General features: G+C 75.6%; 9 protein-coding genes. 6 read left to right on the forward strand and 3 right to left on the reverse strand.

Going from position 1 to position 13,482, the window contains the following annotated elements:
* Nucleotides 1-29: 29 nt before the first annotated feature.
* Nucleotides 30-1,013 (reverse strand): ABC transporter permease, encoded by a 984-nt coding sequence (locus ACFQRF_RS18900; RefSeq protein ID WP_379872458.1) that lies wholly within the window; start codon nucleotides 1,011-1,013, stop codon nucleotides 30-32.
* A gap of 674 nt (nucleotides 1,014-1,687) precedes the next feature.
* Between ACFQRF_RS18900 and ACFQRF_RS18905 the strand changes: the two genes are divergently transcribed.
* From ACFQRF_RS18905 to ACFQRF_RS18930, 6 genes are all read left to right on the forward strand, one after another.
* Nucleotides 1,688-3,631, forward strand: a complete 1,944-nt coding sequence (locus tag ACFQRF_RS18905) for a mycofactocin system FadH/OYE family oxidoreductase 1 (RefSeq protein ID WP_379872459.1) — start codon at nucleotides 1,688-1,690, stop codon at nucleotides 3,629-3,631.
* A gap of 802 nt (nucleotides 3,632-4,433) precedes the next feature.
* Nucleotides 4,434-6,482 (forward strand): oxidoreductase, encoded by a 2,049-nt coding sequence (locus ACFQRF_RS18910; protein ID WP_379872460.1) that lies wholly within the window; start codon nucleotides 4,434-4,436, stop codon nucleotides 6,480-6,482.
* A gap of 244 nt (nucleotides 6,483-6,726) precedes the next feature.
* Complete coding sequence (locus tag ACFQRF_RS18915) at nucleotides 6,727-7,791, forward strand: mycofactocin-associated electron transfer flavoprotein alpha subunit (RefSeq protein ID WP_379872461.1); 1,065 nt, start codon at nucleotides 6,727-6,729, stop codon at nucleotides 7,789-7,791.
* 24 nt (nucleotides 7,792-7,815) lie between these two features.
* A complete protein-coding gene (locus ACFQRF_RS18920; RefSeq protein WP_379872462.1) occupies nucleotides 7,816-9,114 on the forward strand; it encodes an FAD-dependent oxidoreductase in 1,299 nt (432 codons plus the stop codon).
* Complete coding sequence (locus ACFQRF_RS18925; RefSeq protein ID WP_379872463.1) at nucleotides 9,111-9,539, forward strand: ferredoxin family protein; 429 nt, start codon at nucleotides 9,111-9,113, stop codon at nucleotides 9,537-9,539. Before ACFQRF_RS18920 ends, ACFQRF_RS18925 begins: the two co-directional genes overlap by 4 nt.
* Nucleotides 9,540-9,580: 41 nt before the next feature.
* A complete protein-coding gene (locus ACFQRF_RS18930) occupies nucleotides 9,581-10,531 on the forward strand; it encodes a mycofactocin-associated electron transfer flavoprotein beta subunit (protein WP_379872464.1) in 951 nt (316 codons plus the stop codon).
* 79 nt (nucleotides 10,532-10,610) lie between these two features.
* On the opposite strand, the gene ACFQRF_RS18935 is transcribed toward ACFQRF_RS18930, so the two are convergent.
* Nucleotides 10,611-11,120 (reverse strand): GNAT family N-acetyltransferase, encoded by a 510-nt coding sequence (locus tag ACFQRF_RS18935; protein ID WP_379872465.1) that lies wholly within the window; start codon nucleotides 11,118-11,120, stop codon nucleotides 10,611-10,613.
* Between the two features lie 168 nt (nucleotides 11,121-11,288).
* Nucleotides 11,289-13,331: a PhoX family protein gene (locus tag ACFQRF_RS18940; protein WP_379872466.1), complete on the reverse strand. Its 2,043-nt coding sequence runs from the start codon at nucleotides 13,329-13,331 to the stop codon at nucleotides 11,289-11,291.
* Nucleotides 13,332-13,482: the final 151 nt, after the last annotated feature.

A 13,482-nucleotide genomic window follows, 5' to 3' on the forward strand; every position in this document is an offset into this window, starting at 1 on the left:
TGACGGCGTGGGCATGATCGTCGGCATGCTCAGCTCACCCGCACCCGCGGGTCCAGCCAGGCGTAGAGCAGGTCCGACAGGAAGGACGCGGCCATCACGCACACCGCCATGAAGCAGGAGACGGCGGCCACGGCGTGCACGTCGTTGGTGAAGATCGAGTCGACCACCCAGGCGCCCATCCCGTTCCAGCCGTAGATCTTCTCGGTGAAGGTGGTGCCGGCCAGCAGGATGCCGAAGGTGAAGGTGAAGTAGGTGACCGTCGGGATGAGCGCGGTGCGCAGCGCGTGCTTGAGCAGGGCGGCCCGCCTGGTCAGCCCCTTGGCCATGGCGGTCCGCACGAAGTCGGCGCCCAGCACGTCGAGCATCATGTTGCGCTGGTAGCGGCTGAAGGCGGCGAACTGGGCGATGGCGAGTGTCAGGGTGGGCAGCACCATGTGCTGCAGGCGGTCGCCGAGCGTCTCCCAGAATCCGCCGTCGAGACCCGCGGTGTACTCGCCCCCGTACTGGAAGATCTGCACCCCGGCGGCCTGGTTGATCGCGACCGCGCTGACCTGCAGCGAGACGGCGATGACGACCGTGGGGATCGCGAGGACGAGGAAGGCGGCGCCGGTGGAGATCCGGTCGAACGACCGGTACTGGCGGACCGCGGCGTAGGCGCCGATGGCGACGCCGACCGTGCAGCCGATGACGGTCCCCACCACGATCAGCCGGAGTGTGACGCCCGCTTTGCGGGCGATCTCCTCGTTGACGCTGCGGCCCTGGACGGTCAGGCCGAAGTCGCCGGTGGCGACCCCGCCGACCCACGTGACGTATCGCTCCGCCAGCGGCGTGCTGTCGTTGAGGTTGAGCTCGTCCAGGCGCGCCTCGATCGACTCCTGGGACGGCCTGGGCTGCAGCTGCTCATAGTTCGAGCGCGGATCGAGCGTCGTGGCAGCCAGAAGGTAGGCGAAACTGGACGCCAGGAAGATCAGGACCACGTAGTTGAGCAGTCTCCTGGCCAGGAACATCCCCACGAGGGGCCTCCCACCTAACGCCTCGGCGGCTTGCGGTCGCTGCGGCCGTCGGCGGATGCGCGCCTCCCGGGCGCGACGAACCCGCGCTGCCGGCGGGTGCTCGTCCCGCGCCCCGCAGAGGGTCGGTCTCCGCGACGACCGAAACGTGTTTTCCCACGACGCACGGGTGATGCGCCGAATGCCATGAGTCTGGGGGACGACGAGACACCTCATGGTTACTTCGGTGTCAAGAAACCGTCACGGGCCCCATTATCAAGGGCGGAAACCTTCACCGACAAGGGTAACCGTGCGCGACCAAAAGCGAACGGAACGCACTTCCGCGCGCCGGAGACCAGCGTACGGAGCCCGGCAACGCACGCCGCGAACCGGTTTTCGGGGTCCGCTCGCCGGATCCGGCTCGAACCGACGAAATGGCGGCCGGCAGCCCCCTTTCGAAGGACTTGTTTCGGCCGACGGTAACAATTCCCGTCAATCTGCGGCACCGCATATCCGTTGCGGGATTTCGGGCGATCTCATGTCGAGTCCGGAATCCGCCGCCCCCGCCCCGGGCGAACGGCCGGCGCCCGCGCCGCCGGAATCGCGTGACCGGTACGCAACCGACATCATGGACGGCGGCGGCACGCACGCGCCGCGCCGCCGACGGCCGCGCACGACCAGAAGGGACCCCTCCCCCGATGCAGCTCCTGTCCCCGTTGCGGTTCGCCTGCGGGGCGACCGCGCGCAACCGCCTGGTCTTCGGGCCACACGCGACGAACCTCGGACGCGGGCGTGCGCTGTCCGAGCGGCACGTCGCGTACTACCGGCGCCGCGCGGCCGGGGGCGCCGGGATCGTGGTCACCGAGACCGCCTCCGTCCTGCCGAACGACCGGCCGTACGAGCGTGCCCCACTGGCGGCCGAGTGCGGCGCCGGCTGGGCGGCGATCGCCGACGCCTGCCGCGACACCGGAAGCCTGGTGTTCGGCGCACTCGGACACAGCGGACAGCAGGGGGCGAGCGGGGACGGCCCGGCGCTGTGGGCGCCCTCGCGGGTGTCCGGGCCGGTGGGCGGCGAGGTGCCGGTGGAGATGGACGCCGGCGAGATCGACGCGACCGTGGCGGCGTTCGCCTCGGCCGCGGAGCTGGCGGTGCGCTCCGGACTGGACGGAGTGGAGATCGACGCCGGGCCGCGCGCGCTCATCCGGCAGTTCCTCTCCGGCCTGACCAATCTGCGCGACGACGGCTACGGCGGCGCGCACCGCGCCCGCCTCGCCCACGAGGTGCTGGCCGAGGTGCGCGCGGCCATCGGACGGCAGGCCGTGCTGGGGCTCCGGCTCAGCTGCGACGAGCTCGCGCCCGGCGGACTCGTCCCGGAGGCCGCCGCGCGGCTCGCGGCCGAACTCGCCGGACGCGCCAGAGTGGACTACGTGACCGTAGTGCGCGGCTCCACGTTCTCCCCCGACGCCGACCGCCCCGACGCGCACACCCCGCCCGGGTTCGCCACGACGGCCGCACGCCGGATGCGGTCGTGGCTGCCGCGCGAGGTCGCGGTGTGCGCGCAGGGGTCGATCGTCGACCCGGAGATGGCCGACACGCTCGTCGCCGACGGCACCGCGCAGCTCGTGGAGATGACCCGCGCCCACATCGCCGACGCCGAGCTGGGCGCCAAGCTCGCCACCGGCGTCCCGGAACGGGTGCGCCCGTGCGTGCTGTGCAACGCCGCCTGTCAGGTCCGGCATCCGGGCAGCTCGGTGGTCTCCTGCATCGCCGACCCGCGCAGCGGGTACGAGGCCGAGGATCCGTTCGAGGTCAAGCGCGCCGGGCGCACGCGCGAGGTGCTGGTGATCGGCGCCGGTCCGGCCGGGCTGGAGACGGCGCGGGTCGCCGCCTCGGCCGGGCACCGGGTTCTGGTCGTCGAGGCCGCGCAGCAGACCGGGGGCATGCTGCGGGTCGCCGCCGCGGGGGCCGGGCGGGAGCGGCTGGCCCTGCTCGCCGACTGGCTCACCGCGGAGTGCCTGCGGCTAGGGGTGCGGATCGACACGGGGTACTGCGCCGACCCCTCCGACATCGACGCCTGGCTCGCCACCGGCGGCGCCGTCGTGCTGTGTACCGGCGGGCTGCCCGGCAAGGTCGACTACCCCGTGCGCTCCGGTGTCATGGTGCTGGACGCGGCCGAGGCGCTGCGGCACGGCGTCGCCGAGGGGGCGGTCGCCGTCCACGACCCGGTGGGCGGACCGGTCGCGGTGAGCGTCGCGGAGCGGCTGGCCGCCGATGGCCGGTCGGTCACCCTCATCACACCGGATCACCTCGTGGGCGCCCGGCTGGCGCACACCGGCGACCAGGCGGCCGCCTCCGCACGACTGGCCCGGGCCGGGGTGCGGGTGATAAGCCGCTCCCGACCACGCGCGGCCGGCGGTGGCGTGGTCGAGGTGACGCACGTGTACACCGGGAGCACCGCCACGGTGCCGGCCGATGTGCTGGTCGACTGCGGGTTCCGCCTCCCGGCCGACGAGCTGTGGCGCGGTCCCCGGCTCGGCCTCACCCGCGCGGGCGACGCCGTGGCGCCGCGCGGAGTGTACGAAGCCATCCTGGACGGGCGGCGCGCGGCGCGCGACCTGGACGAGACGGAGGCCGCCGGTTGACGCGCTCCCCCAGCAGCGGGCCCGGCGGGGTCCGGGCACGGGCCGGTGCTCCACGGCCCCCGCGCCGGACGCCCGTCCACCCCTCTTGCCCGGCGCGGCGCCGAACCGTCGGCGGGCCGGGGCCGGCCGGCGCCGGCCGGCCCCGCACACCGGCCGCGTCGCGCGTCGGTCCGCCTCGGCCGGCCGCCGAAGGATGGGAAGCACCCTCGTTGTCCGGCACCGGGTCCCCACTGGACGGAGCCGCGCCGATCGCCGCCGTTCCGCGTGCGGCGCACGGCTCCGGCGGCGCGGAGACCGCCCACCGGCCGACGGCTCCCGTGGCGGCACCGGCCGGATCCGCTCCGCCCGAACCCGGCATCACGCGGCGATCGTGCCCCACCGGACCGGCATGCCGCCGGCCGGATCCGCCCCCGGACACCGGGGCCCGCCGTCCCGCCCCACCCCACGGGGGACCGGCGTCCTGGCCGGGCGCGCCGGCCGGGTGCGCCCCGCCCGCGGCGAGTCCGCCGCGGCCGAGGCCCTCCCCCGGCGGGAACCGGTTCGCCGCGCGGGCCCGCGCATCCCTGCCGCCCCGCCCGGCGCCGCCGGCGGGTCGTCGCGGGCGCGCCGGCCAGCGTCCGCTGGGCGGCCCCGCCCGGCCGGGCTTCTCATCAAGCCGGTCCGTCCTCCCTCCGGCAGCGCCGGAACGCCCGGCGCCCGCTCCGGGGGCGGACCACGCCCGGCACCGCACCACCTCGTCCCACCCCGCCTCGCAGGAGCCGGTCGCCGCCTGTCGGGCGGGGGCGTCCACGGAGGAACGCTGATGACCGTCGCCGGCCGCTACGCCCACCTCTTCCGGCCACTGCGGGTCGGCCCGCTCACGGTGGCCAACCGGGTGGTGTTCGGCGCGCACCCCACCGGCTTCGCCGAGGACGGCCTGCCCAGCGACCGGCACACCGCCTACTACGCGGCCCGGGCGCGCGGTGGCGCCGGGCTGATCATCACCGAGGCGCACGCCACGCACCCCACCGACGGCCACGACGGTCGGCTCGTCCAGGGGTACCGCCCCGAGGTGCTGCGCGGCTACCGCGCCATCACCGAGACCGTGCACCGTGCCGGAGCACCGGTGCTGGTCCAGCTCGCACACCCGGTGGTCCCCGCCGCCCCCTACGCACGGCATGCCGCGTGGGCGCCGTCGCCGGTGGCCGACCCGGTCGCCCGCACGGTTCCCAAGGCGGTCGAGCGGCACGAGATCTCGGCCATCATCGACGGCTACGCCCGCGCGGCCGGGCACGGCGCCGAGGGCGGCTTCGACGGCGTGGAGCTCCAGTGCGCGCACCCGTCCGTCGTCGCCGCGTTCCTCTCGGCCGCGACCAACCTGCGGAGCGACCGGTACGGTGGTTCGCTCGCCAACCGCGCCCGGCTGCTGCTGGAGCTCGTCGCGGAGGTGCGCGCGGCCATCGGGCCGGGCCGGTTGCTCGGCGTGCGGCTGTGCGGCGACGAGCTCCTCACCGGCGGCGGCACCCTCGCCGACGCGGTCGAACTCGCCCGCCTGGTGCAGGCCACCGGCAAGGTCGACTACATCGGGACGACCGTCGGCACGGCCGCGACGCGGCACGTGTCGGAGGCGTCGATGCACGTTCCCGCCGGCTACGCGCTGCACCTCGCCAACGCGATCCGGCGCGCCGTGGACCTGCCGGTGATCGGCGAGGGACGGTTCACCGACCCGCTCCAGGCGGACCGCGCGCTCGCCGACGGGCACTGCGACCTGGTCAGCGTGGTGCGCGGCCAGATCGCCGACCCGGACTTCGCGGCGAAGGCCCGCGCCGGATTCCCCGAGGCCATCCGTGGGTGTCTCTCGTGCAACCAGGGCTGCGTCACCGGGTCCACCGGTCCGGCGCCGGGACGGCGGCTGGCGTGCGCCGGGAACCCCCGGGTCGGCCGGGAGTCCGAACCCGAGCCCGCTCCGGCCGGTGCGGGACCGGACCGCGGCGACCGTCCCGCGCTCCGATGGTGGCCGCGCCGCGGCCGGGCGGCACCGCCGCCGTCCCGCGAGGTGCTGGTGGCCGGCGCGGGCCCGGCCGGGCTGCAGGCGGCCATCGCCGCCGCCCGCGCCGGGCACCGCGTGCGAGTGTACGAGACGGCGGGCGCCGCGGGCGGCCAAATCCGCCTCGCCGCGGCGGCCCCGGGCCGCGCCGAGATCGGCGAACTCGTCCGCGGCCAGCTGGCCGAGTGCCGGCGGCGCGGGGTGACCATCGACTACGGCGTGCCCGTGGACGCCGAACTCGTCCGCCGGGAGACGCCGGACGTCGTGGTGGTGGCGACGGGGGCCCGCCCCGAGCGGCCCGCGTGGGCCGGAGACGTCCGGCGCGTGGTGGACGTCCGTGACGTGCTGTCCGGCACCGCCCGGCCGTCGGGGTCGGTGCTGGTGGTGGACGGGCTCGGCTTCCACGAGGCCCCCGGCGCGGCGGAGCTCCTGGCCGATCGCGGCTGCCGGGTGGAGATCGTGACGGCGGCGCTTCTGGTCGGCCGGGAGCTCGCGGCCACACTCGACCTGGAGAGCTGGTCCGTCCGCGCGGCGGCCCGCGGTGTGACGGAGACCTGCGAGCACCGCGTCACGTCGGTGACCACGGACGGCGCCGCGGCACCGCTCACCGTCGCGCTGATGCACGAGCCGACCGGGACCGCCGTGACCCGCACGGTGGACTGGGTGGTCTGCGCGCTTCCCCAGGCGCCCCGCGACGAGCTGTTCCGGGAGCTCCGTGCCGCGGATGGCCGGCCGGTGCCGGTGCTGCGCGTCGGTGACTGTGTGGCGCCGCGCCGGCTGAACGCCGCGGTGGCCGACGGCGAGCGCATCGGGGGGCGGCTGTGAATCGCCGCCCGGTTCCCTCCCGCCCCGCCGCGCACGCGCCGGACGGCGGCCGCGCCCGGGCCGGTCGTTGCGCTCCTCGTGGGCGCCCGCCGCGCGATCGGGCGCGATCGACCCTGCCGGGCCGAAGCCGGCCCGGCACACGAAGCTTCGGAGGTGGAGCCGTGCGGACGAGGTTTTCCCTCGCTGACGACGACAACGGGGCGCGACGGGCGCGGCGCCCGGGACGCCTGGGGAGGAGCGCCCGGTGAGCGGCGAGCGGGCGAGCACGATCGCGGTGGTGCCGGTGCGGGAGGCCACCTTGCCGCCCGGCGGCGCCGAGACCGTCGCGGAGGCCGGCGGGGTGGCGCTGCTGGCCGGGGACGGGGCCGGGGAGGCGGCGGACCGGCTGCGCGGGTCGGCGCGGCTGCTGCTGGTGTGGGAGAGCCGGACCTTCCAGCCGGGCACGTGGGCGCGAGCGCTCAGCGGCGCCTGTGCGGCGGCGGATCTGGTCCTGCTCCCGGCGTGCCCGGACGGCCGGGACCTGGCCCCGCGGCTGGCGGCACGCCTCGGACGGCCGCTGCTGGCGGGCGCGGTCCGGGTCGGGCCCGGGTACGCGGTGCTGCCCCGCGACGGCGATCGTCATGCCGTCCGGGTCGGGATCACCGGCCCGGCCGTGGTGACGCTGCGGCCGGGGGTCGGCGGTGCGGCCCCCGTCCGGCCGGAGGCCCGGTGCGCGGTGCGCCGGATCCGGTCGGACGGCCGGGCACCGGACCCCGGCGAGGCGCGGGTGGTCGAGGTCCGCGCACCGGAGCCCGCCGCCGCCGACCTGGCGGAGGCCGACCGGCTGGTCGTGGGCGGCGCCGGCCTGATGGGCGGTCCGGACGGCGGGGCGGCGGCGTTCGCGGACCTGGCCGAGGTCGCGCGGGGGCTCGGCGCGTCGCTGGGCGGCACCCGGGCCGCCGCCGAGGCCGGTCTGGTCGCTCCGGAGCGCCGAGTCGGCGCGACCGGCGTTAGGGTGAGCCCGGGCCTGCACATCGCGGTCGGTGTTTCGGGCGCGCCCCGGTATCTCGCCGGCACGGGAGATCCGGCGCACGTGGTGGCGGTGGACCGGGACCCCGGCACGCCGATGATGGCCACGGCCGATCTCGGCCTGGTCACCGACGCGCCCGGGATGCTGGCCGCGCTGGCGCGGATGCTGCGGGACGGCACGGTCCGGGACTCTCGGTGGCCGGTGGACGGGGCTCCGTTCCCGGAACAGGCGGCCGGCGGCGCGCCGCCCACACGTGCCAGCGGAGCCCGGACACCCGTGGACCCGGCCGGAGACGGCTGAGGACGACCAAGGAAGGAGCGGCGCGTGACGCGCTTCGACGTGGTGGTGGTCGGCGCCGGGCCGGCCGGATCGGCGGCCGCGCTCACCGCCGCCCGAGCCGGGGCGTCGGTGCTGCTGCTGGAGCGCGGCCCGTTCCCGGGTTCCAAGAACGTGCACGGCGGCGTGATCTACGGGCGGGTGCTCGACGACCTGATCCCACGCTGGTGGGAACAGGCCCCCATCCAGCGGTGGGTCACCCGCCGTTCGCTGGTGATGGTGACCGGCTCCCAGGCGCTGTCGGTGGACTACCGCAACAACGCGTGGGCCGAGCCGCCCTACAACGGGGCGACCGCCTACCGGTCGGAGTTCGACTCCTGGCTAGCGGGCGCCGCCGAGCGGGCCGGTGCGCGGCTGGTCTGCTCGACGACGGTGACGGCGCTGCTGCGCGGCCCCGACGGCTCGGTCCGCGGGGTGCGGACCGACCGCGACGGCGGCGAGGTCGAGGCCGGCGTGGTGATCGCCTGCGACGGCGTCAACTCGCTGCTGGCCCGGGAGGCCGGCCTGCGCCCCAGCGGCTCGGTCGAGGACTTCGTGCTCGGCGCGAAGGAGGTACTGGCGCTGCCGCGGGAGGAGATCGACCGCAGGTTCGGGCTGACCGGCCGTGAGGGCGCCGCCCTGGAGATCCTGGGGTGCACGGCCGAGGTGCCCGCGGAGGCGTTCCTGCACACCGCCTTGGACACCGTCTCGGTGGGCGTGCTGGTGCCGGCCGCGGAACTGGCGCGGTCACGGATCCGCCCGGAGGAGCTGATCGCCGAGGTCAAGGCCCACCCGGCGGTCGCGCCGTACCTGCGCGGCGCCGAACTCAAGGAGTACGCGGCGCACCTCGTCCCGGTCGGCAGCCGCGCGGTGCTGTCCCGCCCGGCCGGGCCGGGGATCCTGGTCTGCGGCGACGCGGCCGGCATGGTGCTCACCGCCGGCCCCTGGCTGGAGGGGATGAACTTCGCGATCGGCTCCGGGATCGCGGCGGGCGAGACGGCCGCCGCGGCGGTGCGCGCGGGCGACACCTCCGCCGCCGGGCTGTCCGGGTACCGGTCCCGGCTGGAGGGGTCGTTCGTCCTGGGCGACCTGCACCGGTTCCGGGACGTCCCGCCCCTCATGCGGTCGGAGCGGATGCGTCGCTATCCGCGCCTGCTCTGCGACGCTGCGGAGCGGTTGCTCACCGTGGACAACCCGCGGCCCAAGCCGGGCGTCACCACGGTACTGCGGGAGGTCGCGGCCGCGCACGGCACCCGGCTGCGCGACCTCGCGCGGGACGGATGGCAGCTGCTGAGGAGCTTCGGATGACCATGAGCATGTCGATGCTGGACCGCCTGCGCCGACGTCGCATCCGCCGGAAGATGCGCCGGGAGACGGCCGGCCGCGCACGGCAGGCCGCCGGAGGGCGCGATGCCGCCGTGCCGAGCGCCCGGCGGCCCGAGTGGTCGGAGTACGCGTTCGGCGACCGCATGGCCACCGTCGAGTTCCGGGTGACGGACGAGCCGCACATCGTGGTGGACACCGCCGCCTGCCGGGGCTGCCCCGGCCAGCCCTGCGTGACCGCCTGCCCCGCCGACCTGTTCACGCCCACCGCCGACGGCGGGATCCTTTTCTCGCACGACCAGTGCTTCGAGTGCGGGCTGTGCCGGCTGGTCTGCGAGAGCGCCGGCGCCGACGCCATCACCTGGTCCTACCCGCTCGGCGGCCACGGCGTGGTGCTGCGCTGGTCGTGACGCCCCGCTCGCTCCCCCCACCCCGACGCGAGGAGGTTCCGGTGCGCGTCGCCGCCGCCGTGAAACTGGTCGACCTGCGCCCCGATGTCGATCCGCTCAGCGGGGTGGTGCGCGAGAGCCACCGGCGGGACGCGCACACGCTGGGCGTCTCCCCCGCCGACCATGCGGCGCTGGAGACCGCCCTGCGGATCGCGGACGCCCGTGGCGGCGAGGTGGTGGCGGTGAGCGTCGGCCCGCCGGCCGCCGAAGCGGTCCTGCGTGACGCGCTCACGGTCGGTGCCGCGCGCGCCGTGCGGGTGGAGCTGCCGACCGCGGGACCGCACGGATCGGCGTCCAGCGCCACGGTCGCCGCGGCCCTCGCCGCCGTGGTCGGCCCGGACGGCATCGCGCCCGCGGACCTGGTGGTGTGCGGCGACGTCAGCCTGGACCGCGGCAGCGGCTCCGTGCCGGCCTTCCTGGCCGAGGAGCTGGCCGCCGCGCAGGCGCTCGGGCTGGTCGCCGTCTCGGCCGCCCCGCCGGAGTCCGGCGGCTCCGGGCCGGACGGCCGCGGCGAGCTGCACGCGGTGCGCAGGCTGGATCGTGGGCGCCGCGAGGTCCTGCGCGTCCCACTGCCGGCGGTGGTGTCGGTGGAGGCCGGTACCGCCGGGCTGCGCCGCGCACCGCTGTCCGCGCTGCTGGAGGGCACGGCCGGCCGGGTGGAGACCGCGCTGGCCCCGGCGCCACGCGCCGGCGTCTCGGGGTTCCCGCAGCGCCCGGAACCCTTCCGGCCCGGCCCCCGGCCGCTTCCGGGTCCGGATCCGGCCGGCGACGCCCTGGAGCGGGCGCTCGCCATCACGACCTCGCCCGCGGGCCGGCCGCCGCGGCGCATCGTGACGGCCGGTCCGGAGGAGGCCGCCGCCGAGCTGCTCGACTACCTGCGGGAGACCGGTCACCTGCGCCGGGGCGGTCCCGGGGTCCCGGGCCCGCGGCCGGGCGGCACCGGCCAGGCGTGATGGGATTCGCGCCCCCGCGTGCCGGAGGCTCGTGCGAGTCTTCGCGGCCCGGCGTCTCCGGCTCCCTGCGGCGGCGCGGCTAGCCCGGGACGAGGTCGACGCGGAACCGGTGTTCCGTGAAGGTCACGCCGAGCCGGGTCTTGGACCGGGAGGTGCCGTCCAGCGCCCACCCGGAACGCCGGTAGAAGGCACGCGCGCGGTGGTTCCGCTCGGCGGTCCACAGGGTGGCGGTCCGGCAGCCGCGCGCACGCAGCCGGGCGAGGGCCGCGGTCATGAGGGCGGGGGCGACCCCGGTCCCCCACGCGTTCGGGTGGGCGTAGCACATGTGCAGCTCTCCCACCCCGCGTCCGCCGTCGGCGTCCCGGCTCTCGCGGACGACGGCGAAGCCGCGCACCCGGCCGGCGTCCTCGGCCACCAGGACGTTCACCTCGGGCGCCCGCACGGCCTGCTCGTACATCTTGGGACGCCGCGGCTCGACGCGCAGGCCCTCCTCGGGCATGAAGTGCGACCACGCGGCAAGGGCGGCCGCGCGGAAGATCTCGTCCATCGCCTCCGCGTCCTCCCGCCGGGCCGGACGTACCGTCGCCATACCGCTGCCCTCCCGCCGTCGCCGAGGGCCGCGTCCCCTGTGCGGCCCTGCGCCATGCATGCTACGCGTGGGCCACGTCACTTAGCGGGGAGCGGTGCGGTGAAGAACACCGGGTCCCGGCGCCGCACTCGGCACCGGGACCCGGATCGCATCGGGGTCAGCGGGGCGTCACGCGCCGATGTCGCGGCCGCCGGTGTGCCAGATCGACACGACCGAGGGGCGCGGGAAGTCCCCGTCCGGCCAGGTGCTCTCCGGCTGCTCGACGGTGCCGTCCTCGCCCGGGTGCTGCGGAGCGATGAACACCGTCTTCTGGTCCTCGGTGATGAACGGGCCGCAGCACTCGGCGCCGACCGGGACGGTGGCGAAGGTCTTCAGCTCGCCCCGGTAGCGGCCCTCGACCGGAACCGCGTGCAGCGCGTCGTTGGTGTTGATGGAGCCGGGCTGGCCGTCCGTGGCGATCCACAGGTTGCCGCGCGCGTCGAAGGTCAGGTTGTCCGGCGAGGAGATCGCCGCGACCTTGGACTTGTCGTACCCGTCGAAGTAGGTGCTCGGGTCGTCCGGGTCACCGCAGACGAGCGGCACCCGCCAGCCGAAGGAGGTCGCGCCGGCGTCGTCGCGCCGCTCGGTGATCTCCAGGATGTGCCCGAACCGGTTGTTCGCCCGCGGGTTGGCCTCGTCGGCCTGCTCGGGGGTGCGGCTGGAGTTGTTGGTGAGGGCGCAGTACACCTTGCCGGTGACCGGGCTGGCCTCGAAGTCCTCCGGGCGGTCCATCTTGGTGGCGCCCACCTTGTCCGCGGCGAGGCGGGTGTGCACCAGCACCTCGGCGACCGTGAAGCCCTCGACGAAGGAGGTCGTGGCGTTGCACAGCGGGATCCAGGTACCGGAACCGTCGAACTCGCCGTCCTCGGGCAGCGCGCCGGAGCCGTCGATCTCCTCCGCCGGGCTGTTGCCGGTCAGCTTGGCGACGTACAGCGTGCCGGAGTCGAGCAGCGTGTCGTTGTGCCGGCGCGAACCGCGGCGCACCTTCTTCTCGCTGACGAACTTGTAGATGTAGTCGAAGCGCTCGTCGTCGCCCATGTACACGGCGACCCGGCCGTCCGCGGTGAGGCGGGTGTTGGCGGCCTCGTGCTTGAAGCGGCCCAGCATGGTGCGCTTGCGCGGCTGGTAGTCGGGGTCGAGCGGGTCGATCTCGACGACGTAGCCGAACCGGTTCGCCTCGTTGGGGTGCTTGGAGAGGTCGAACCGCTCGTCCACCCGGTCGAACCGCCGGCTGTCGGCCCGGGTGTCGCCCGAGACGGCGATGCCGTAGCGCTTGAGCTTCGGCTTGACGTCCTCGGGGGCGCCCTCGCCGCCGACGAAGTACTGGTTGAAGTTCTCCTCGCAGGTGAGCACGGTGCCCCACGGGGTCATGCCACCCGAGCAGTTGTTCAGCATGCCGAGGACCTCGGTGCCCTCGGGGTCGGCCTCGGTGCGCAGCAGCGCGTCGCCGGCCGCCGGGCCGGTCAGCCGCATCGGGGTGCTGGCGGTGATGCGGCGGTTGTACCGGCGCCGCCCGGAGGTGACGAGCTTCCACGCACCGGTGCGGCCGACCCGCTCGATCTCCACGATGGAGCCGCCGTGCGCCGCCATCGAGATCTTGATCTGCTCCAGATCCGCGGCGCCACCGTCGGTGTAGCCCGCGAACATGATGTTCTCGTTGGTGTACTCGTGGTTCACCCACAGCAGGCCACGGTTGCCGCTCAGCTCGATGAACGACACGTAGTCACAGTTGTAGCCGAACTGCTGCTCCTGGGCCTCGGCGGTCTGGCCGGCGAGGTCGAACTCCGGCGCTCCCGGCAGGACGGGGTCGCCCCACCGGACGATGACGCGGCTGTCGTAGCCGTCCGGCACGGTGACCACGTCGTTGGTGTTGGGCGCCACGGAGGCGAACCCCAGACGGGGGTTGCGGCCGCGGCCCGGTGCCGCGGCGGCGGGCGCGGAAGCGACGCCGAAGGCGATCGCGGACGCGCCGGCGCCGACCGCTCCGGCGCGCAGCACGTTACGGCGGGACAGCGCGGCGGCGAAGATGTCGCCGAAGTAGGCGTTGTTGCTGGTGTTGGGCGCCTCGTGGAAGCAGGCGTCGCCGCAGCGGAAGCGGCAGGTCGTTCGGGATCTTCCACCGGCGTGCGTCAGAAGCGGCAGCAGCCGGCGTCGGGGCGCGGAATCGGGCACTGGTTCCTCCAGGAACAGGCGGGTTACGCGTCGGACGGGCGGGGAGCCGCCGACCAGCCCTGACCATGTCCGAGCAGTCGCTCGGGGAGGTGAATCCACGGTGAATACCGCGTCAATGTCTCCACACGTGTTCACCTCCGCGGCATCGGCT

This window comes from Marinactinospora rubrisoli, from assembly GCF_042664915.1.
Classification (GTDB): Bacteria; Actinomycetota; Actinomycetes; order Streptosporangiales; family Streptosporangiaceae; genus Marinitenerispora; species Marinitenerispora rubrisoli.

Bases quoted from the DNA above. Each gene is read 5' to 3' on its own strand.
- ACFQRF_RS18905 (WP_379872459.1), top strand. From the start codon at position 1,688: ATGCAGCTCCTGTCCCCGTTGCGGTTCGCCTGCGGGGCGACCGCGCGC.
- ACFQRF_RS18910 (WP_379872460.1), top strand. From the start codon at position 4,434: ATGACCGTCGCCGGCCGCTACGCCCACCTCTTCCGGCCACTGCGGGTC.
- ACFQRF_RS18925 (WP_379872463.1), top strand. From the start codon at position 9,111: ATGACCATGAGCATGTCGATGCTGGACCGCCTGCGCCGACGTCGCATC.
- ACFQRF_RS18935 (WP_379872465.1), bottom strand. From the start codon at position 11,120: ATGGCGACGGTACGTCCGGCCCGGCGGGAGGACGCGGAGGCGATGGAC.